The 18,986-nt window shown below is 54.8% G+C and carries 18 protein-coding genes and 1 riboswitch; of the genes, 8 read left to right on the forward strand and 10 right to left on the reverse strand.

The window, feature by feature from the left end; all coding sequences use genetic code 11:
* Window positions 1-27 precede the first annotated feature (27 nt).
* Window positions 28-660 (forward strand): class I SAM-dependent methyltransferase, encoded by a 633-nt coding sequence (locus AC0VXT_RS03630; RefSeq protein ID WP_475547533.1) that lies wholly within the window; start codon window positions 28-30, stop codon window positions 658-660.
* Between the two features lie 72 nt (window positions 661-732).
* On the opposite strand, the gene AC0VXT_RS03635 is transcribed toward AC0VXT_RS03630, so the two are convergent.
* The 3 genes from AC0VXT_RS03635 to AC0VXT_RS03645 all read right to left on the reverse strand — a co-directional run bounded on the left by AC0VXT_RS03635 (window position 733) and on the right by AC0VXT_RS03645 (window position 3,697).
* A complete protein-coding gene (locus AC0VXT_RS03635) occupies window positions 733-2,334 on the reverse strand; it encodes an OpgD/OpgG family glucan biosynthesis protein (RefSeq protein ID WP_475547534.1) in 1,602 nt (533 codons plus the stop codon).
* A gap of 235 nt (window positions 2,335-2,569) precedes the next feature.
* On the reverse strand, window positions 2,570-2,836 hold the full coding sequence (locus AC0VXT_RS03640) for an Atu4866 domain-containing protein (protein WP_475547535.1): 267 nt from the start codon (window positions 2,834-2,836) through the stop codon (window positions 2,570-2,572).
* A gap of 114 nt (window positions 2,837-2,950) precedes the next feature.
* Window positions 2,951-3,697: an SDR family oxidoreductase gene (locus tag AC0VXT_RS03645; protein WP_475547536.1), complete on the reverse strand. Its 747-nt coding sequence runs from the start codon at window positions 3,695-3,697 to the stop codon at window positions 2,951-2,953.
* Window positions 3,698-3,866: 169 nt separating this feature from the next.
* Between AC0VXT_RS03645 and AC0VXT_RS03650 the strand changes: the two genes are divergently transcribed.
* From AC0VXT_RS03650 to AC0VXT_RS03665, 4 genes are all read left to right on the forward strand, one after another.
* Window positions 3,867-4,784, forward strand: a complete 918-nt coding sequence (locus AC0VXT_RS03650) for an AraC family transcriptional regulator (protein WP_475547537.1) — start codon at window positions 3,867-3,869, stop codon at window positions 4,782-4,784.
* Between the two features lie 65 nt (window positions 4,785-4,849).
* A riboswitch (cobalamin riboswitch) is annotated at window positions 4,850-5,056 on the forward strand.
* Between the two features lie 231 nt (window positions 5,057-5,287).
* Window positions 5,288-6,319, forward strand: a complete 1,032-nt coding sequence (locus AC0VXT_RS03655) for an ABC transporter substrate-binding protein (RefSeq protein WP_475547538.1) — start codon at window positions 5,288-5,290, stop codon at window positions 6,317-6,319.
* Window positions 6,316-7,350: a FecCD family ABC transporter permease gene (locus AC0VXT_RS03660; RefSeq protein ID WP_475547539.1), complete on the forward strand. Its 1,035-nt coding sequence runs from the start codon at window positions 6,316-6,318 to the stop codon at window positions 7,348-7,350. The genes AC0VXT_RS03655 and AC0VXT_RS03660 overlap by 4 nt, the downstream gene beginning before the upstream one ends.
* Window positions 7,347-8,189, forward strand: a complete 843-nt coding sequence (locus AC0VXT_RS03665; protein ID WP_475547540.1) for an ABC transporter ATP-binding protein — start codon at window positions 7,347-7,349, stop codon at window positions 8,187-8,189. The genes AC0VXT_RS03660 and AC0VXT_RS03665 overlap by 4 nt, the downstream gene beginning before the upstream one ends.
* Before the next feature lie 34 nt (window positions 8,190-8,223).
* On the opposite strand, the gene purD is transcribed toward AC0VXT_RS03665, so the two are convergent.
* Complete coding sequence (gene purD / locus AC0VXT_RS03670; protein ID WP_475547541.1) at window positions 8,224-9,507, reverse strand: phosphoribosylamine--glycine ligase; 1,284 nt, start codon at window positions 9,505-9,507, stop codon at window positions 8,224-8,226.
* Window positions 9,508-9,623: 116 nt separating this feature from the next.
* Here purD and xseA point away from each other — a divergent pair, with 116 nt between their 5' ends.
* From xseA to AC0VXT_RS03685, 3 genes are read left to right on the forward strand one after another with little or no spacing between them, the layout of a single operon-like run.
* On the forward strand, window positions 9,624-11,318 hold the full coding sequence (xseA, locus tag AC0VXT_RS03675) for an exodeoxyribonuclease VII large subunit (RefSeq protein ID WP_475547542.1): 1,695 nt from the start codon (window positions 9,624-9,626) through the stop codon (window positions 11,316-11,318).
* Entirely contained in the window at window positions 11,318-12,169 is an 852-nt protein-coding gene (locus AC0VXT_RS03680; RefSeq protein ID WP_475547543.1) for a M23 family metallopeptidase, read from the forward strand. The genes xseA and AC0VXT_RS03680 overlap by 1 nt, the downstream gene beginning before the upstream one ends.
* 15 nt (window positions 12,170-12,184) lie before the next feature.
* Window positions 12,185-13,738 carry a gamma-glutamyltransferase gene (locus AC0VXT_RS03685; RefSeq protein ID WP_475547544.1) on the forward strand — a complete coding sequence of 518 codons (1,554 nt, stop codon included), beginning with the start codon at window positions 12,185-12,187 and terminating at the stop codon, window positions 13,736-13,738.
* On the opposite strand, the gene AC0VXT_RS03690 is transcribed toward AC0VXT_RS03685, so the two are convergent.
* From AC0VXT_RS03690 to AC0VXT_RS03715, 6 genes are all read right to left on the reverse strand, one after another.
* Window positions 13,716-14,195 (reverse strand): MarR family winged helix-turn-helix transcriptional regulator, encoded by a 480-nt coding sequence (locus tag AC0VXT_RS03690; RefSeq protein WP_022734106.1) that lies wholly within the window; start codon window positions 14,193-14,195, stop codon window positions 13,716-13,718. The genes AC0VXT_RS03685 and AC0VXT_RS03690 overlap by 23 nt on opposite strands.
* 141 nt (window positions 14,196-14,336) lie before the next feature.
* Entirely contained in the window at window positions 14,337-14,885 is a 549-nt protein-coding gene (locus tag AC0VXT_RS03695; RefSeq protein ID WP_475547545.1) for a hypothetical protein, read from the reverse strand.
* A gap of 166 nt (window positions 14,886-15,051) precedes the next feature.
* A complete protein-coding gene (locus AC0VXT_RS03700; protein WP_475547546.1) occupies window positions 15,052-15,951 on the reverse strand; it encodes an LpxL/LpxP family acyltransferase in 900 nt (299 codons plus the stop codon).
* Window positions 15,944-16,915 carry a tetraacyldisaccharide 4'-kinase gene (gene lpxK, locus AC0VXT_RS03705; protein WP_475547547.1) on the reverse strand — a complete coding sequence of 324 codons (972 nt, stop codon included), beginning with the start codon at window positions 16,913-16,915 and terminating at the stop codon, window positions 15,944-15,946. Before lpxK ends, AC0VXT_RS03700 begins: the two co-directional genes overlap by 8 nt.
* On the reverse strand, window positions 16,908-18,200 hold the full coding sequence (locus tag AC0VXT_RS03710) for a 3-deoxy-D-manno-octulosonic acid transferase (protein WP_475547548.1): 1,293 nt from the start codon (window positions 18,198-18,200) through the stop codon (window positions 16,908-16,910). The genes lpxK and AC0VXT_RS03710 overlap by 8 nt, the downstream gene beginning before the upstream one ends.
* Window positions 18,197-18,964, reverse strand: a complete 768-nt coding sequence (locus tag AC0VXT_RS03715) for a lysophospholipid acyltransferase family protein (RefSeq protein WP_475547549.1) — start codon at window positions 18,962-18,964, stop codon at window positions 18,197-18,199. The genes AC0VXT_RS03710 and AC0VXT_RS03715 overlap by 4 nt, the downstream gene beginning before the upstream one ends.
* Between the last annotated feature and the right edge of the window lie 22 nt (window positions 18,965-18,986).

Genomic DNA, 18,986 nt, shown 5'->3' on the forward strand with positions numbered 1-18,986 from the left:
GCACTTGTCATTGAATTGAGGCACGACATGAAGATTGACCCGAACATGGACCCGACGGAATTTTGGCAACAGCATTATGAAAAGGCCTCACCCCAAACCAGCGGTCTGCCAACGGCGGTGCTAAAGAAATTCGTAACTGGCCGGACTCCCGGCGCGGCACTGGAACTTGGATGTGGCAAGGGGGACGACGCGGTCTGGCTGGCGAGAAATGGCTGGGCTGTGACCGCGATTGATATTTCCGCAACCGCGATGGGCTATGCGCGCGCCAACGCGGTGCGCAACGGCGTTTTGGAAAAGATCACATTTGATCAACGAGATCTTATGACCGATTTTCCCACGGGTAGTTTTACGTTGGTGACCGCACAGTTTCTTGAATCCCCGGTGGTGTTTGCACGTAATTCGATTATCAACTGTGCATCGCGTCTGGTTGCGCCAGGGGGATTGCTGTTAGTGACGTCGCATGGGTCGGTGCCATCATGGTCATGGGAAAAGCCCGATAAATGCTACCCAAAACCAAAAGAGGCGCTCGAAAACCTAAGCCTTGACCTGACTGAATGGACGCAGATCTGCGTCGATAACCTTGACCGTTTGGCAAAGGGCCCGAACGGCGAAGAAGGCATGGTGCTCGACACGGTCATCGCCCTTGAGCGCAAAGGTTAACCGGCAAACCTTAAATGCAAACGGACCGACATCGTCATGATGCCGGTCCGTCGTATTTCGGTATGTACCGACTTAGCCTTGCTGCTGGTTGGTAAGTCCCGGCAGATGCTGGAACATCCAGGTTTCACTGAGCGGTGCATCATCAAGTTTCAGATACATGCGTAGATCAACCGGATCGGTGCCGGTTGCCTTAAGATCGAACGCAGCCCGCCAGATCCTTGTATCCATGATCGGTTCTATCTTGGTGCGGACAATCTCGCCGCGTGATGTCGAAACGATGACTTCCGGGAACTCGCCGTATTCAAGGGTGCCCAGAATATCGCCTTCGAACTCGACGGAAAACTTGATCTCGTCTTTGGGGCGGTTCGTACCGGGTTCCCCGCCGCGACCCATGCGGGTTGCGGTGACCTTGGCCAGTTTTTCAACCGGGAACGGATTTTCAGCCTGCCAGTACAAACGATATTTGAACTGATAACTGTTGCCGGCCTTGGCCGGTTCATCAGGCACCCAGAATGACGCAATATTGTCGTGAATTTCGTCATCGGTCGGAATTTCAATCAGCTGAACAGCGCCCTTGTTCCAGTCTTCAAGCGGTTCAACCCACAGGCTGGGACGGCGGTGATAGCGCACCCCATCAAGATAATGGCTGACCTCACGGTCGCGCTGCATCAAACCAAAACCACGTGGCGTGTGATCGCCAAAGGCGGAAGCGCGGATGACTTCGGGGTTGTTGAGCTGTCGCCAGATACGTTCACCACTGCCGGTCCAAAGCTCCAAACCGTCGGAATCGTGGACTTCCGGGCGCCAGTCAAACCGGAATGATTTGTTTTGTTCGGAATACCAGAACATGCTGGTCAGCGGCGCAATGCCAAGACGTTCGATGTCTTTGCGGATAAACAGGTGCTTTTCGATGTCCATCGTGACCCCTTTGCCACGATAGAGTAGGAATTTATACGCACCCGAAATGCTGGGCCCATCGAGCAGGGCATAGATGGTTACCGGGTCTTCGGCCGATTTGGCAGGTTCGATGTAAAATTCGCGAAAATCGGGGAATTCTTCGGGGACGGATGTCGCGGTATTGACCGTGATGCCACGTGCGGACAGGCCATACTGGCCTTCATCGCCGATGGCGCGGAAATAGGATGCACCAAGAAATGCCGCCCAATCCTGGGTTTTCCAGTCATCGCGTTCAAGGTTTTCATGCAGGCGGAATCCGGCAAAGCCACTGTTGTCGGACAGTTTACGCGCAATGCTGTCTTCGGGCATGTCAAAGTAATCCGGACGATAGATAACTTCACGCGCCGCCCCGTCTTCAAGCAGATACATGTGCACCGGCTTGGCGAAATACATACCCAAGTGGAAGAACGTCATCGGATAAGTGCCCGACCCATCGGCAAACGGCGAATGGTCGCGTTTGTAATGCAGCTTTCCGTGGGTGTCGTAATCGATCTTGCCGACAATCTCGGGGTCGGGTGCGATGGGGGCAACATAGTCCTTCGTTGCCATCGTACGCGCCCGGTTGATCAGTGCGTCAAAATCAAAGTTCTGCGCATCGCCAAGCTCAAGCGTGTCGTTCGCGGCCATTGCCGCACCAAACATCGACATGCCCGGCAGGATGACACCTGCGGCGGCCACGGATTTCAAAAAACGTCTGCGTTCCAAAGAAGTTGTCATTCACCAAGTCCCGTTTATCGAATATGCCGGAATAATACCTGACAGTGTGGAGGTAATCGGGACAAATGATGGCAAATTCAAGGTCGTAATCACTGCATCTTATGCATGGTACCCCGCAGGAATAGCATTTCATAAGAAAGAACGATACCGCCGGGCGATATCGATCTTGGTGGAGTTGCGATACTTGAAATAAACGTGACGACAGTTGCCGGGCGGTTGCGGGTGCGTGCTGGGATCAGTTGGTTTGATCTTGGCGAAACATCATCATGCCGCCGTGATACAGCACATCATTTTCAAAATATCCATCGGCGGTAAAACCGGTGTCATCCTGATAGGTAACGTAGTTTCCCGAAATTTGATAATCGCCCTGATAGGCCGATTGTTGTGTTCCGCGTGCCTCGTCATAGCGACCGTCAGAACGCAACTCCTGGCGGACATACCCATCCTCGGTGACCCACATGCCGACATAAGGATGCGGTGACGTTTGTAATGCTGTTCTCATCTCTGTCTCCTGCGGGAAGGCTGCTGATGGTGCGAACACCATCAGCAGGAGTATCAAACGTGATAAGAAAACGTGACGTCTCATGATGGAAGCCTGCGTCTTGGTTCGAATTAGTTAGAATGCCGACGCGGTTGGACGGACGATGACTTCGTTGACGTTGACATCTGCCGGTTGATCAAGCGCGTAAAGAACAGCACGTGCAATGGCATCCGGGGAAAGGGCAATTTGACGGAACTGCTTTAGCATTTCCTTGCCGGTTTCATCCGTGATGTCATGGCCAAGTTCGGTTTCGACCACGCCCGGTGAAATGATCGTCACGCGAACATTTTCGCTTTCTTGACGCAGTCCTTCGGAAATGGCCCAAACGGCATATTTGGTCGCACAGTAAACGGCGGCACTTGGTGCGATGACATGGGCGGCAATAGATGCGGTATTGATTACATGCCCGATGCCCTGTTCCTTAAAGATCGGAAGGACCGCGGCAATGCCATTCAAAACGCCGCGAATATTGACATTGATCATATTGTCCCATTCGTCGGTTTTAAGTTCCGCCATATGGGAAAGCGGCATGACACCAGCATTGTTGAAGATCGCATCTACACGGCCAAACATGTTCTTTGCATGATAGACAAGTGCTTCGACACTTTCGCCGTTGGTGACATCGACCGCGCGCGCCATTGCTTTGCCACCCGATGCTTCGATTTCGGTGGCAAGTTGGTCAAGTCGTTCGGTGCGGCGCGCACCCAGAACGACGTTTGCACCACGGCTGGCCAGAAGTTTGGCGGTGGCTTCGCCGATGCCGCTGCTGGCACCGGTGATGATAACGGTTTTGTTTTCGACGTGATTGGCTGGGTTCGACATGACATCCTCCGTGTGTTTGTGTCATGGCCTTACTGTGTCGTTTTCGATGCGTTTGATGAATACACAGAACTCGACATCGATTGCCTAATCCTCCAAATCTGGTTTGAGGCACTTTGCGATGCTGTTTCGCGGTGTATACTGGAGCCATGGAAAACAAAGGGTTTGGGTGATGGATAACTTTCAACGGCTATGTCACTTAATTGACAAATACTGTGAACCGGATGGGGCTGTGCGCACAGCGGTTGAACCGGTATGGATGTATCGTTCGACCGGCCCAACCCTTAAGGTGCCAACGATTTACAAGCCCTGTCTGTGTCTGATCATTTCCGGTGCCAAGGAAGTTACGCTCGGTCAGGAAGTCTATCGCTATGCGCCGGGGCAGTTGCTTGCGGCGTCGGTGGACTTGCCATTGGTCGGGCATGTGACTGATGCGACACCTGATCTGCCCTATCGCAGTTTGTCTCTTGATCTCGATGGGAAAATTCTTGGCGATCTTGTTGCCTGCATGGATTTGAACATCGGGGGCGACGGCGACAGTTTCAGGGGCCTGTTCGTCGAAGAAACATCCGCAGGACTTGTTGATGCGGTCTTGCGTGTCGTTGAGCTTCTCGAACACCCCGAAGAAATACCGGTGATGTTGCCGCTTTTGATGCGCGAAGTGCATTACCGCCTGTTAAGAACCGGGCAGGGTGCCTTGATTGCCCGTCTGGCGATGGGCGGCAGCAATATGCAGCGGATTTCAGCCGTGCTGCGTTTGATGAAGGATAATTTCCACAAACCGCTCCGGGTCGATGAATTGGCCAGTCATGCCAATATGAGCGCGTCTTCCTTCCATCATCATTTCAAGCAGGTGACCGCCATGAGCCCACTGCAGTATCAAAAACGCCTGCGCTTAACCACGGCCCGGCAAATCATGTTGGCCGAAATGAAGGATGCGGCCAGTGCGGCCTATGAGGTGGGATACGAAAGTACATCCCAGTTCAGCCGCGAATATGCCCGCATGTTTGGGGCGCCACCGATGCGTGACGTGGCGTCAATTCTAAGCCAGCCATCAGGGCTTGATGGGGCGGAACCTTCCGTTCATTAGGCACGCTAAAATGCGTCTGCGACGTGTGTTGTCCGCAATTCGCTTGACGGGTACGGGGGGCTGTGTGACATCCTCATTGTGTTGGTATCCGTAAAGGATAAAGGGAATTCGACGCAGCCGCGCCAATTGGCAAGGTTGCCAACCGAAGCTGCCCCCGCAACTGTAGGCGGTGAGTACTTTTCTGATGAAATGCCACTGGGGTTTACCCTGGGAAGGCAGAAAAAGTGTGACGACCCGCGAGCCAGGAGACCTGCCAACATCACGACACTGGACCGGGCGGGGTGCCCCGGAAAATGTCGGCCATGTGTTACGGTCGCTGGCAGGATATCAATCATCCCGCCCTTTCTTTGGCCCTGATACCGTCCGCCATTTCCCGACACTTTTGCCAGTCCATTGACGACAGGAATGGTTATGTTATGTTATAACATAACATGTATTGATTTGGGATGTTCGGTTTCAGGAAAAGTCTCCTTGGCCGTCATAATCCTTGGAAAGGGTACAAAGTGATCACATTGAACAAACATGTTCTTGCAGCCGGGGTGTTTGCTGCGGGGCTGGCATCTGTTTCACAAAATGCATCGGCAACGGATTATCCGCTGACCTTGGAAAATTGCGGTCGTACGGTGACCTTCGATCAGGCGCCAACACGTGTTGTTTCGCTTGGACAAAGCAATACCGAAATTCTTTATATGCTGGGGCTGGCCGACCGGGTTGTCGGGACGGCTGTATGGTTTAATCCGGTTGCCGAGGAATACCGCGACGCCAATGCCAAAATAACGCGTCTCGCCGATAATGATCCCAGTTTCGAAAGTGTCGTCGGACAGAAGCCCGATCTGGTGACCAACCAATATCAGTGGCATGTCGGGCCCAATGGGGCGGTGGGGACCATTAAACAGTTTTCCGAGCTTTCCATTCCGGTCTATACCGCACCCGCCGATTGCGTGGGCAAGGACAATACCACCGGCGGCGATGGCACGCGCATTGACGCGTTTTCTATGGATTTGATTTATCGCACGATTACCGAAATGGCGCAGATTTTTGATGTTGAAGAACGCGGCGCCGAACTGACGGCGGACCTTCGTGCGCGTGAACAGGCGGCGCGTGATCGCGTCAGTGACGTTGATGGTCGTGGGATCAGTGCCCTGTTCTGGTTCTCAAGTGCGGAACTTGATGTTGATCCGTTTGTTGCCGGGCAAAAAGGCGCATCGGCCTATATCGCCAATGTACTGGGCGTGAAAAACGTCATCGAAAGTGACGATGAATGGCCAAAAGTTGGTTGGGAAACAATTGCACGATCCAACCCCGACATCATTGCGATTGGCAAGATGGACCGTCGTCGCTTCCCGGCCGATGACTGGGAACTCAAGATGAAATTCCTACAATCGGATCCGGTCACACGTCAAATGAACGCGGTTAAAAATGATCATGTGATCGTCCTTGATGCGTTGTCGATGAACCCGACGATCCGCACGATCAACGGCATCGAAAAACTGGCCGACGCCGTTGAAGGCTTCCATACGGACGCCAGCAATTGATCGGTCTGCTTTCACTTGCCTTCACCAACCGCATCAGCGCGACGCTTGCCGCGCTGATGCTTCTGTGCGTGACATTGGCCTTTGCCGCATCAGTTGGTGAGACGGCCATTCCAATGCAAACCGTCATCAATACCATTGCCAATCATGTCTGGAATGCCGGGCATGAGGTTGATGTCATTGATGCAGGCATTGTCTGGAATTACCGGTTAAGCCGTGCGGTGGTTGCGGCGAGTTGCGGGGCATCATTGGCGGTCGCCGGTGCTGTATTGCAGGGCTTGCTGCGCAATGCGTTGGCCGATCCCTATTTGTTGGGGATTTCGGCCGGGGCATCGACCGGGGCGGTCAGTGTCGCAATTCTTGGATTGGGGGCCGGGGTACTTGGGTTGTCGGTCGGGGCCTTTATCGGGTCGCTGGTGGCATTTGCATTTGTTGCCTTATTGTCGCTTCAGGCGGGCAGGGGAACCGGGGCCATCATTCTGGCTGGCGTTGCCGGGTCGCAACTTTTCAATGCGATGACCTCTTTTATCGTGACCAAATCTGCCAGTGCTGAAGAAGCCCGCGGGATCATGTTCTGGTTGCTGGGCAATCTAAGTGGTGTGCGCTGGCCCGACGTCTGGTTGGCCTTGCCGGTGGCCATTGTTGGTCTTGTAATCTGTTTTGGCTATTCGCGTGCTCTGGATGCCTTCACCTTTGGCCGGGATTCAGCCGCTTCCCTTGGTGTGCCTGTTCGGCGCGCCTATGTCGTGCTGATTGGCTGTGCCGCCCTGATGACGGCTGTGATGGTCAGTATTGTTGGGTCTATCGGGTTTGTTGGCTTGGTAATTCCGCATGCCGCACGGTTTTTTGTCGGCACACGCCATAGTGCTCTTTTGCCGGTATCGGCCCTTATTGGTGCGCTGTTTCTTGTCTGTGCCGATATTTTCTCACGCATGATTGTGCCGGGTCAGGTCCTGCCCATCGGGGTGATCACGGCCTTGATCGGTGCGCCGGCCTTTGCCTTGATCCTCTGTCATGGAAGGGTCCTTCGATGAGTTTTGAATTGCGAAATGTTGATTGGCGGGCCGGTTTTAAAAAAATCATTTCCGATGTGACAATCGCGGTAAAACCCGGCGAGTTCCTTGGCCTGATCGGGCCGAACGGCTCGGGTAAAACCACATTGATGTCGGTTTTGGGCGGCCTTCGTCGACCATCGCGCGGCGATGCCATTTTGGATGGGCAGGCGTTAAAAAACATCGGGCGGCGCAATCTTGCGCGGCGCATCGGATTTGTCGAACAACAGGCCGACACCATTGACCGGATCACGGTGACCGAGGCGGTGTCGCTTGGCAGGACGCCGTATCTCAGTTTGCTGTCGCCATGGTCGCAAAATGATGATGTGGTGGTGGACGATGCCCTTGACGCGGTCGATATGCGATCGATGAAAGACCGCATGTGGCACACGCTTTCGGGCGGTGAAAAACAGCGGGTCCATATCGCCCGCGCACTGGCACAGGAACCGGAATTTCTGTTGCTTGATGAACCAACCAACCATCTTGATATCCGTCATCAGCTGGGCATTCTTGAACTGGTCCGACGATTGCCGGTAACAGTGGTTGCGGCCTTGCATGATTTGAACCATGCGGCGATGTTTTGTGACCGGATCGCGATGATGGATGGTGGAAAATTACGCGCAATTGGGACCCCGCAAGATATCCTCATACCAGAAAATCTGCGCGATGTTTTTGGGGTGTCGGCAACGGTGGAACCCGATGATATCCATCCGGGGCGCTGCATGATCCGCTATCATGCCGGGGGTGCAAATACAGACACAGACGTCGTGTCAGATTTCACGGAAATGAAAGCAGACATAAAAAAAGACCGGATTGCGTAAATCCGGTCTTTTGAAAGTGCGATGGTGCGGTGGCTTATTTCTGTTCGCGAGCAACCGCGCGCCAGCCGATATCCCGGCGGCAAAAACCATCCTGCCAGTCAATTGCATCAACCGCCTCATAGGCGCGTTTTTGCGTTTCGGTGACAGTCGCACCGCGTGCGGTAACCCCCAAAACGCGGCCCCCCGTCGCGGTCAGCTTATCACCAGCCATTTTGGTTCCGGCATGCAGAACCTTGACCTTGTCCATGGCGTCTGCCGCGGCGACGTTTTTGATCTCGGTGCCTTTTTCATAAGACCCCGGATATCCTTTTGCCGCCATCACAACCACCATGGCGGTTTCCTCATACCATTGTGGTTTGACGGTATCGAGGGTTCCGCTGGCCGCCCCATCAAGGATATCAAGAACGTCTGATTTAAGCCGGGTCATCAGGACCTGACATTCCGGGTCGCCAAAGCGAATGTTGTATTCGATCAGTTTCGGATTGCCCGCGTCATCAATCATCAGACCGGCAAACAAAACGCCCTTGAACGGATGGCCTTCGTCGGCCATGCCCTTAACCGTGGGCACAATGATTTGTTCCATGACCTTGGTTTCGACGTCCTTGGTGAAAACCGGGGCCGGGGAATAAGCGCCCATGCCGCCGGTATTGGGGCCGGTGTCGCCTTCGCCAACCGCCTTGTGGTCCTGTGCAGCGACCAGTGGAATGACGTTTTCGCCGTCACACACCGCAAAGAAGGATGCTTCTTCGCCAACAAGGAATTCTTCAATGACAATTTCTGCACCGGCATCGCCAAACTTGCCGCCGACCATGCATTCGTCAATCGCAGCAAAGGCTTCGTCAATTGTCATACAAATGATCACGCCTTTACCGGCGGCAAGGCCATCGGTCTTAACCACAATCGGCGCGCCGTGTGTTTTGACAAACACTTTGGCATCATCCGGGGTTGTGAACCGTCCATAGGCAGCAGTCGGCACACCGAACTTTGCCACCATGTCCTTCATGAAGCCCTTGGAGCCTTCAAGCTGGGCGGCGGCCTTGGAACAGCCAAACGATTTGATCCCGGCGGCATCAAGTGCATCGACAAGGCCGGCAACCAGTGGGGCCTCGGGACCAACCACGACCAGATCAACCGCGTTGTCCTTGGCAAACGTCACCAGACCGTCAACATCGCCATCGGAAATCGTCACGCATTCGGCCGAATCCGCGATTCCGGCATTGCCCGGTGCGCACCAGAGTTTGGAAATGCGCGGGCTGCGCGCAATTGCCCAGCAAAGTGCGTGCTCGCGTCCACCGCCGCCAACGACCAGAACCTTCATGACTTTATCCTTCGACTTGTCCGATTGCTTGATGGTCCGTGCGGGATGAACTAGGCTTGTGGCACAGTTCATCCCGCCAATGATTTAAAGCGGGCTTTTAGCATAAAGTGCCCTTGATGACGCAAGATTTGTTCGACCCTTTTGCCCCGGTTCCTGAAACCCCCGCGAAATCGGGAAATGCGCCCGAATTTTCGGTGTCCGACCTGTCCAACGCGTTAAAGAACACCGTTGAAGATGCCTTTTCGTTTGTGCGCGTGCGCGGTGAAATTTCCGGGTTCAAGCGTGCCAGCAGCGGCCATATGTATCTAGCGCTTAAGGACGATAAGGCGGTTCTGGACGGGGTCTGCTGGCGCGGGCAGGCGGGGAAGCTTGGCCTTGTGCCCGAAGACGGTATGGAAGTCATCGTTACCGGGCGGTTGACTACATTTCCCGGACGGTCGAAATACCAGATTGTCATCGAAACGATGGAAGTTGCGGGCGAAGGCGCGCTTTTAAAACTTCTGGAAGAACGTAAAAAGAAGCTGGCGGGCGAAGGCCTGTTTGACGCGGACCGCAAAAAGCCGATCCCGTTTTTGCCCGATGTGATTGGCATTGTGACATCCCCGACGGGGGCAGTGATCCGCGACATCATGCATCGCCTGCGCGATCGTTTTCCGCGCCGGGTTTTGTTATGGCCGGTGATTGTGCAGGGAAAAGGGTCTGCCGAACAGGTGGCCGAAGCCGTGCGGGGTTTTAACGATCTTTTGCCCTATGGCCATATTCCGCGCCCCGATGTGTTGATTGTCGCGCGTGGCGGTGGATCGCTTGAAGACTTATGGGCCTTTAACGAGGAAGTGGTTGCCCGTGCGGTGGCCTATTCTGACATTCCGGTGATTTCCGCCGTCGGGCATGAAACCGATACCACCCTGATTGATTTTGTATCTGATCTGCGTGCACCCACCCCGACCGGGGCGGCGGAAAAGGCCGTGCCTGTGCGAGGAGACCTGATCGGTCAGATCGAAGAAAACGGATTGCGGTTGTCGCAAGCGGTCCGGCGGTTGGGTGTCGAAAAGAAGACGGCCCTTGAGAGTCTGGCGCGGGGTTTGGGCGATCCCAAAAGGATGCTCGAAGAACGCAATCAGATGTTGGACAACTGGGCGGATCGGTTGCCGCGTTCGGCGGTCAATGTCGTGAGCCAAGCCCGTGCGCGGCTCAATGAAACCAGCGCACGGCTGGTCAGTCCGCGTGAACAGCTTTCGGAAAAACGCGGGCGGCTTGAAAATGCTGCTGTGCGGCTGGACGGGGCGATGAAGTCGGCCTTGCAACTGCAAAAGTCCCGTCTAGACCGCGCGTCTGCCGGGTTGCGCCCAAGTGACGCCAAACGCGATGTTGATCGGGCCCGCAAACAGATTACGGATCTTGGTACACGCATGGGTGCAGCGGTTAAAAATACCCTGACGCGTGAAGCCGAAGGACTGGCGCGCTATGATCGTCTGCTGGAAAGTTATTCTTATCGCAATGTCCTGAAACGCGGCTTTGCCGTGGTGCGCGACGGGGCGGGGAATCTGGTGGAAAAATCCGCCGATATTATCACCGGGCAGGGATATGATCTTGAGCTGGGTGATGGCGTGACCCGTGTTACGGCTGGCGATGCGACAATTGGGCCTGTATCAACGCCGACAGCCCCGACGTCAGGTGGTTCGCGTGATGGCGAAGATATGCCAGTTAAAGCGGTTGCCACATCAAAGCCCGAAACGGCCAGCAAACCAAAAGCCGTCAAAAAGAAAGACCCACAACCAAAAGACGATGACAGGCAAGGGAGCCTTTTGTAATGCGCTTGGCAATCACCACCCTTATCGCAGCTGCTGGACTCTTCGCGGCCACCACAGTCAGGGCCGCAGAACCAGCCTATCAGGGACAATTTGTTCAGGGTGGAATTGTGTTTGGTCAAACTGACGCCGGGGATCAGGTTCTGCTAGATGGCGCGGCGATTGATACGGTTGCAGACGATGGCCGGTTTGTTCTGGGTTTCCCGCGCGATTATGAGGGTCCCGCCAAACTGACGATCAAGCATGCGGATGGCAGTGTCGAAGACTTTGCCTATGATATCGGGGATCGTGAATTTGATATTCAGCGGATTGATGGTTTGCCCAAGAAAATGGTCACACCTGACCCCGCCGTGATGGACCGGATCAAGGATGATTCCCGTCAGGCCCGCGAAGCGCGCACCGAACGGTTCACCGAAAAATTCCTCGAAAGCAGTTTTATCTGGCCTGCGTTAGGGCCGATCAGTGGTGTCTATGGATCACAACGGATTTTAAACGGCGAGCCACGGTCCCCACATTGGGGCGTGGACATTGCAGTTCCGACCGGAACGCCCGTGGTTGCGCCAGCCGATGGGATCGTGACTTTGGCCCACCCGGATATGTATTTTTCCGGGGCGACGCTGTTTCTTGATCATGGTCTTGGCATGGTGTCGGCATTCTTGCACCTGTCGGAAATCGACGTCAAAGTTGGCGATGTGGTCAAACAGGGTGATTTGATCGGCAAAGTCGGTGCATCGGGCCGGGCCACCGGACCGCATTTGGATTGGCGGATCAATGTCGGGGCGGCGCGCGTGGATGCGCAACTGCTGGTCCCGCCGATGGAAGACGCACAAAAGGCGGCAAACGCCAATAACTAACGGGAAACGCATGCCATGAAAAAGCACGGGGCCGTTGCCGCAGGACATGATGTTACCGCAGGTGCCGCTGCCCGTGTGCTTGAGGAAGGTGGCAACGCCTTTGATGCAGTGATTGCCGCGATGTGGGCAGCCTGTGTGGCTGAACCAGTTTTGGCATCCCTTGGCGGCGGCGGGTTTGTGATGGCCCGACCGGCTGGTAAGCCACCACGTCTTTATGATTTCTTTGTTGAAACCCCGCTTGAAAAACGCGCGCGTGAGAATCTGGAATTTGAAAGCCGCCTTGCGACATTTGCTGGCGGGGTCACGCAGGAATTTCATGGTGGTTACGGATCGGTGGCAACACCGGGCGTTGTCGCCGGACTGTTTAAAATTCATGACGACCTTGCGGGTTTACCCATGGCGCAATTGGCCGAACCTGCGATCATGGCTGCGCGTGACGGGATCGAACTGGATGCGTTTCAGCGCTATGTGATGGGTATTGTTGAGCCGTTACTTGGGTTTTCACCCGACAGCCGGAAAATCTTTGGCAAACCCGGTCATCAGGATGAGGACGGCTTCGAATTGCTTGATGACGGCGTTCTTCATCACCAAGCCGATTTAGCGCACAGCATTGATTATCTGGTCCGGACCGGTGTTGACGGGTTTTATCACGGTGACCTTGGCGATGCGCTTGTGCGCGAAAGCCGTGCATCAGGTGGCTATTTGACCCGTAAGGATTTGGCGGCTTACCGGGTGTTGGTTCGTGACCCGCTTTTGGTTGCCGGGCGTAAAGGCCGCTTTGTGCTGAACCCCCCGCCTGCATCGGGAGGGGTTCTGGTTGGGTTTGGTCTTAAACTGGCGCGTGATATGGCCTTGGGGTCGTTTGGGTCTGCCCGCCATCTTGAAGCCGTGTCGGGCGTTTTACATGCCACCGGGCTTGCGCGTGGTGAGTACGGTGCGTCGCCGGTTATCCTGTCAGATGAGTTGTGCGAAAGTTATCGTATGATGATTGGCGAGCGCCCGCTTAGTCAGCGCGGAACAACCCATATTTCGGTTGTTGATCAGGATGGTAACCTTGCGGCGGCAACCCTATCAAACGGGTCGTCATCCGGGCGGGTGGTGCCCAAAATCGGCATCATGATGAACAACATGCTGGGTGAGGCAGATTTGTCATCCGATGGTTTCCATCAATGGCCTTGTGGGGTTCGGATGACATCGATGATGACCCCGGCCCTTTATCTGGGGGCGGATGGATCATCGGTTGCCTTGGGATCAGGTGGATCAAACCGCATTCGATCCACCATGCTTCAGGTGATGCTGAACATGGATGCCTTTGACATGACCCTGCATGGCGCGGTTGCGGCCCCAAGACTACATGTTGAAGACGATCTTCTGTCGGTTGAGCCGGGCTTTGATGAGGCACTTCTTGATGGCTTAAGCATCAAAAACCAACAACGTTGGGAGTTTGAGGATATGTTCTTTGGCGGGGTGCATGCGGCCAAGGTCAGTGCAGATGGCGCAACGTTTTCTGCCGTGGGGGACGCCCGGCGGAATGGGCATCGGATCGTTACCGGGTCGGATCAGACCTAAGGTCAAGGATCGGGGCGGCATCAATCTTTTCCGCGTCCATCATGAAGGCCACGCGCTGCATGGATGTGAGGAGCTGGGTCTTTTCCCAATCGGGCAAGGCTTCGAATTGGGAAATAAACTCTTCATGCAGCATGGTCGGCGCGGTTGACAGGATTTCGCGCCCGGCATCGGTCAGGACCGTATTGACCACACGTTTATCGGTGGTGCTGCGGCGGCGTTCGGCAAGGTTTCGCTGTTCTAGGCGGTTTAAGATCGTAGTCACTGTCGCCTGACTAAGCGAAACATGGTTGGAAATGCGTTTGACCGTGACATTTTGCAGCTCGTCAATCGCGCGCAACACCATGACTTGCGGAATGGTCAGGCCGCAGTTTTTCATCATCCGTTTTGAATGCAAATCGGTCGCCCGGATAATCTGGCGCAGGGCCACGAGAATGTCCTGCCAGTAGGCTTCGCTCATGATGTTTCCTTATGAGAGCCAAGTACCAATCGCACCGTACTGGCGAACTGCAACGGTGCGAAATGTCTGTTACCGGGTAACGGGCTTTCCCAAATTGTTCAAGGTGATTTGTCTCATGATATTTTATGTCAGACACAAACCCTATCGGAAGCGGCGGATCACAGCGAAGATTAATCCGAATATCGCAATCAGAATGATGGCAACCGTTGCGATTAAAAGGGCCTGTTTTGTGCGCAGGTCATTGGCCTGTTTGCGTTCAACATAGACAATCACGTTGCGGCGCAGCTGATCCATTTCAGGCGTAATGTCAAAGCCGCTGCGATACAGTGTTGCACCGGCACTGGCCAAAAGATCATTTGTTTTGTTGAGTTGTTCGGTGAACAGGGCAAACCGTTCTTCGGTATCTTTGAGATCCCCCAGCGGATCGTCATCCTGTTTGCTGACTTTGGCGACGGTGATCGTTGTGTGGGTCAGTGTGTCGCCGTCTTCAGCAATACAATCAGAAAGGCTTTGGCGGGCTTCATTCGGGGCGCATTCGACCGGACGATCGCCAAATTCTTCAAGCGCCTTTCGTAAATGTTCCTTTAATTGCAGGTCCAGTTGCGAAATCTGCAAACGGATTTCGCGCGCCGTTTCCTTGATTTGATCTGTTTGACTGTCCAGCGCCATGCCGGGCCAGGAAAGAAACACTGATCCCGCCAGTATCATGCAAATAATGATCAATATGCGGGACAAGGCAAACTGGCTCCTGAGGTCATGCGAACATCGTCAAATGCCGAGTGTGCCCGATGGGAGTTCTTATTCCGTTAATGACAGAAACATCGTTTTATCCCTGCGCAACATTTGCGTGCGCCGATCAGTTCGGCCAGCGTTTATGAGGCCAAAGCCACTGGGCCGGGCGTTCGCGTATCCAGCTTTCCATGATGGCATTGATCTCCGTCATGATGTTGGCAATATCGGCGCGGCGATCACCGGTTTTCTGGATCGTCAGGGCGGGATAAAACGTCATACGGAAATAGGCACCATTCAACCGTTCAACACGAACGGGTACAATCGGGGCATCATATTTAAGCGCAAACTGTGCCAGTGCCGGGGCGGTCATGGCATCACGCCCAAAGAACGGAACCGCGATGCCGTCCGTCATTTTTTGATCGACCAGCATGCAGGCATGGCCGCCGTCTTTCATGCAGCGCGTCAGTTTGCGGGCACCATCCGGCCCCTTTTTGACCAACTCGCCACTGAATGTTTTGCGCGCGCGGGTGAACAGATTATCGACCCATGGATTATCCGGCGCGCGATAAACGCTCATCATATCCATCCCAAGGACGGTTGCGATGCACATGCTGACTTCCCAGTTGCCGATATGACCGGTAAAGAATAATCCCGGTTTACCGTCATCGCGCGATGCCAGCCCGTGCTCAAGACCGACAATTTCGATGCGGGGGCTGCCGGGTTGGAGCTTGTGAAGATGGGGGATTTCTCCCGCCGACCGGCCAAGATTTTCCCACATATCGGCAACGATTTCTTCGATTTCGTCTTTGGATTTTTCCGGGAAGGCTCGGGTGAGATTGTTACGGGCCTTTTTTGTTTGGCCCAGTTTTGGGCCGAGGTTCCGCATCAGGCAACCGGCAAAATTTGATGCCATATCAATCGGCATCGCCGCAAAGAACCAATACAGGATATGCGCGCCCAATCCTTGAAGCGGATGAGAAAGGTATTTTTGGCGCATCTTGTAAAATTTGCTGTTCTTATCCATCGGCAAGCACCGTTTTAACAATCTGGGTCAGCTGATCTGGTGCGTCAAACACCAGACGGATGTTAAGGCTGCTTATGCCGCTGCGATTTTCACTTGGCAAGCGCATCAGGTCTTTTTGTGTGGTGACAAGACGTGCGCCCAGTGTTTGTGCACGCGTGCGCAGATTGGAAAGTTCCTGTGTGCTAAACGGGTGATGATCGGCAAAGTCTTGGGTCTCGGCGATCATCGCGCCGCATTGGTGCAGGCTTTCATAGAATTTCGCAGGGCGTCCGATCCCGGCAAAGGCAAGAACCCGCTGGTGGGCGAAATCGGCACCATTTTCCGTTTCAATGCGCGCACGCACGACCGGAACCGATGCATGAAGGTTGGTGATGAAGTCCGGGGTTTCATCACCAATCAGAATAATGGCCCGGACCTTTTCTAGCCCTGAATCCAGCGGTTCGCGCATTGGGCCCGCCGGGATTACCCGGCCATTGCCAATGCCGTATTGGCTGTCGATGACGGCAAAGCTACAATCCTTGATCAGAGACGGGTTTTGTAATCCATCATCAAGAATAATGACATCCGCCCCGGCAGCACGGGCCATTTCAGCACCAAGGAACCGTTCGCGTGACACCCATGTCGGTCCACGTGCCGCGAGTAAAAGCGGTTCATCGCCTACCTGATCTGCACGATCAGATACCGGGTCAACCCGGTGTGGCCCGCGCATGGAGCCGCCATATCCGCGGCTGACGAAATGCGGTGTTCGGCCTAGTGCGGTCAATAGATCGAAAAGGGCAAGTGCTGTTGGTGTTTTCCCCGCACCCCCAACGGTGAAGTTGCCGACACAAAACACCGGGCATCCGGGATGGCGCGGCGTTGTTTTTATCGTGCGAACACATCCGCCAGCGCGCCAAAGTAAGGAAAGCGGGGTCATTGCCGTTGCAAGAAATCCGTCTTCTTGCCAGAAACGGGGATCACGCATTGTTGCCCCCGCTTGTTGGCATGTCTGCAATCAGAGGTGCAATGGCATCAAGAGTGCGGTTAAGCACTTCTGCCTTGGAACTGACATAGGCTAAGCCAGCCGCGGCGACTTTTTGTGCCGATGCCGGGTCGCGGAGGAACCCGCCAAGTTGCCGTGTCAGGTCATCTGCGTCAGATGCAGGGCGGCAGGCTCCGGCAGCCAGCATCTCTTGGCTGATGATGGCAAAATTGCTCATATCCGGGCCATGCAGGATTGCGCAGTCCAATCGGGCCGGTTCCAGCGGATTTTGACCACCAGTCGAACACAAAGATTTGCCCATAAAACACACCGGCGCGATGCGGTAAAACAGGCCAAGCTCGCCCATGGTGTCGGCAAGATAGATTTCTGTTTGTTCGGTGATCTGGTGGCCCAGGCTGCGGCGCGATACCTGCAACCCTTGCGCAATCAGCTCTGCTTCGATGTCATTCGCACGCACAGGATGGCGCGGGACGATGATGGTCAGAAGGCCCGGATGCGCAGGCGCAAGGTTCTGATGCACCTGACCGGAAATGCGTTCTTCACCGTCAAAGGTGCTTGATGCCAACCACACAGGGCGATTGCCGATTTGGTCGCGCAATTTGCCAAGTTCCTCGTCATTGGCGGGCAACGGCGGTGCAGCGAATTTGAGGTTGCCAACAGCCTTGATATTGGTTGCACCAAGGGCGGTAAACCGTTCCGTTTCTTCCACGCCCTGTGTCAGGATCAGATCAAACGCGGCAATGACCGGGCGGATAAAGGATGGAAAGCGCGAATAGCCCTTAAAGCTTTTTCCCGAGATGCGACCGTTGACCAGAACCAAGCGCGTGCCTGCCTTCTTGGCCTTGGTCAGGATATTGGGCCAAAGGTCGCTTTCAAGCCAAAGTGCCAGATCGGGTTTCCAGTGATGGAGGAACCGCGCGACACATACTTGGCGATCAATCGGGATGAATTGATGAATGGCGCCTTTTGGCAGGCGTTCATGCATTAAGGCAGCCGAGGTCACTGTACCCGTCGTCACAAGGACTGAAACGTCGGGATAGCGACGATGGATTTCATCAATCACAGGCAGGGCAGAGAGAGATTCCCCAACACTTGCGCCATGTATCCAGACAAGTTTGCCTTTGGGCCGTGGAGCACTTGGGTGACCAAACCGTTCGCCAATCCGGCCCGGATCTTCCTTGCCGAGATTTTTTCGACGGTTGAGATACAGATACAGAGCCGGACCCAGCAGGCGTGTCGCCGCACGATAGGCGTAAAACAGGCTCATTTACCGGTTTCCCCCGCTGCGATCGCCGACCGTTTCTGCTTGGGGAGTGCGTCAAGGCCCGCAGGCGGAATGATTCTAAGCCCGAGTGCGCTGTCGGTTTTCTGAGTGAGCTCGGTCAGCGCATTTTCAAGTTCAAGGCGTTTGGCTTCGATACCCGCCGCGTCGAGTTTACGATCCACATAGATTGGATCGCCCCAGTGATAGACGCCGCGCGAAAAGGGTAAGGGCAGAATAAAACGGTCCCAACTGCCAAGAACTTTGCGGTTGGAGGCCGAATAGGTCAGCGGAAAAATCGGAACATTAGCCATGCGGGCAGCCTGAATGATGCCGTCTGAGGCGCGCATGCGAGGGCCGCGTGGGCCGTCCGGGGTCATGCCTACAACTTCACCTGCCTTTAGTACCTTTAGAATCTGACGTAAGGCAGCAGCACCGCCTTTGTCCTTACCAGTTGAGCCGGCAATGGTCTTTGGCCCGAAATAGGCAATGGTGCGCGAAATGATTTCCCCGTCGCGGTGCGATGAAATCAACATGTTAAACGGACGATCACCCCCGACCGAGCGCCACGTATAGGGCATCATCAACAGGCGCTGATGCCAGAATGCGACGATAAACGGTTTGCCCTCGGTCAGGTAATGCGCCGGAAGGTCACCGCCCTTGGTGCGCCAACGCCCGGTTGCGTGGATCAGGCGCACATATGACGCCGCAAGCCAACACAAGGTGCTGCGCGTGGTTTCGCTTCTGATAATGCGTTTATGCAACTGCACGCCCGTAAATCCCGAAATTACC

Source organism: Thalassospira sp. Z349TD_5 (genome assembly GCF_056173045.1).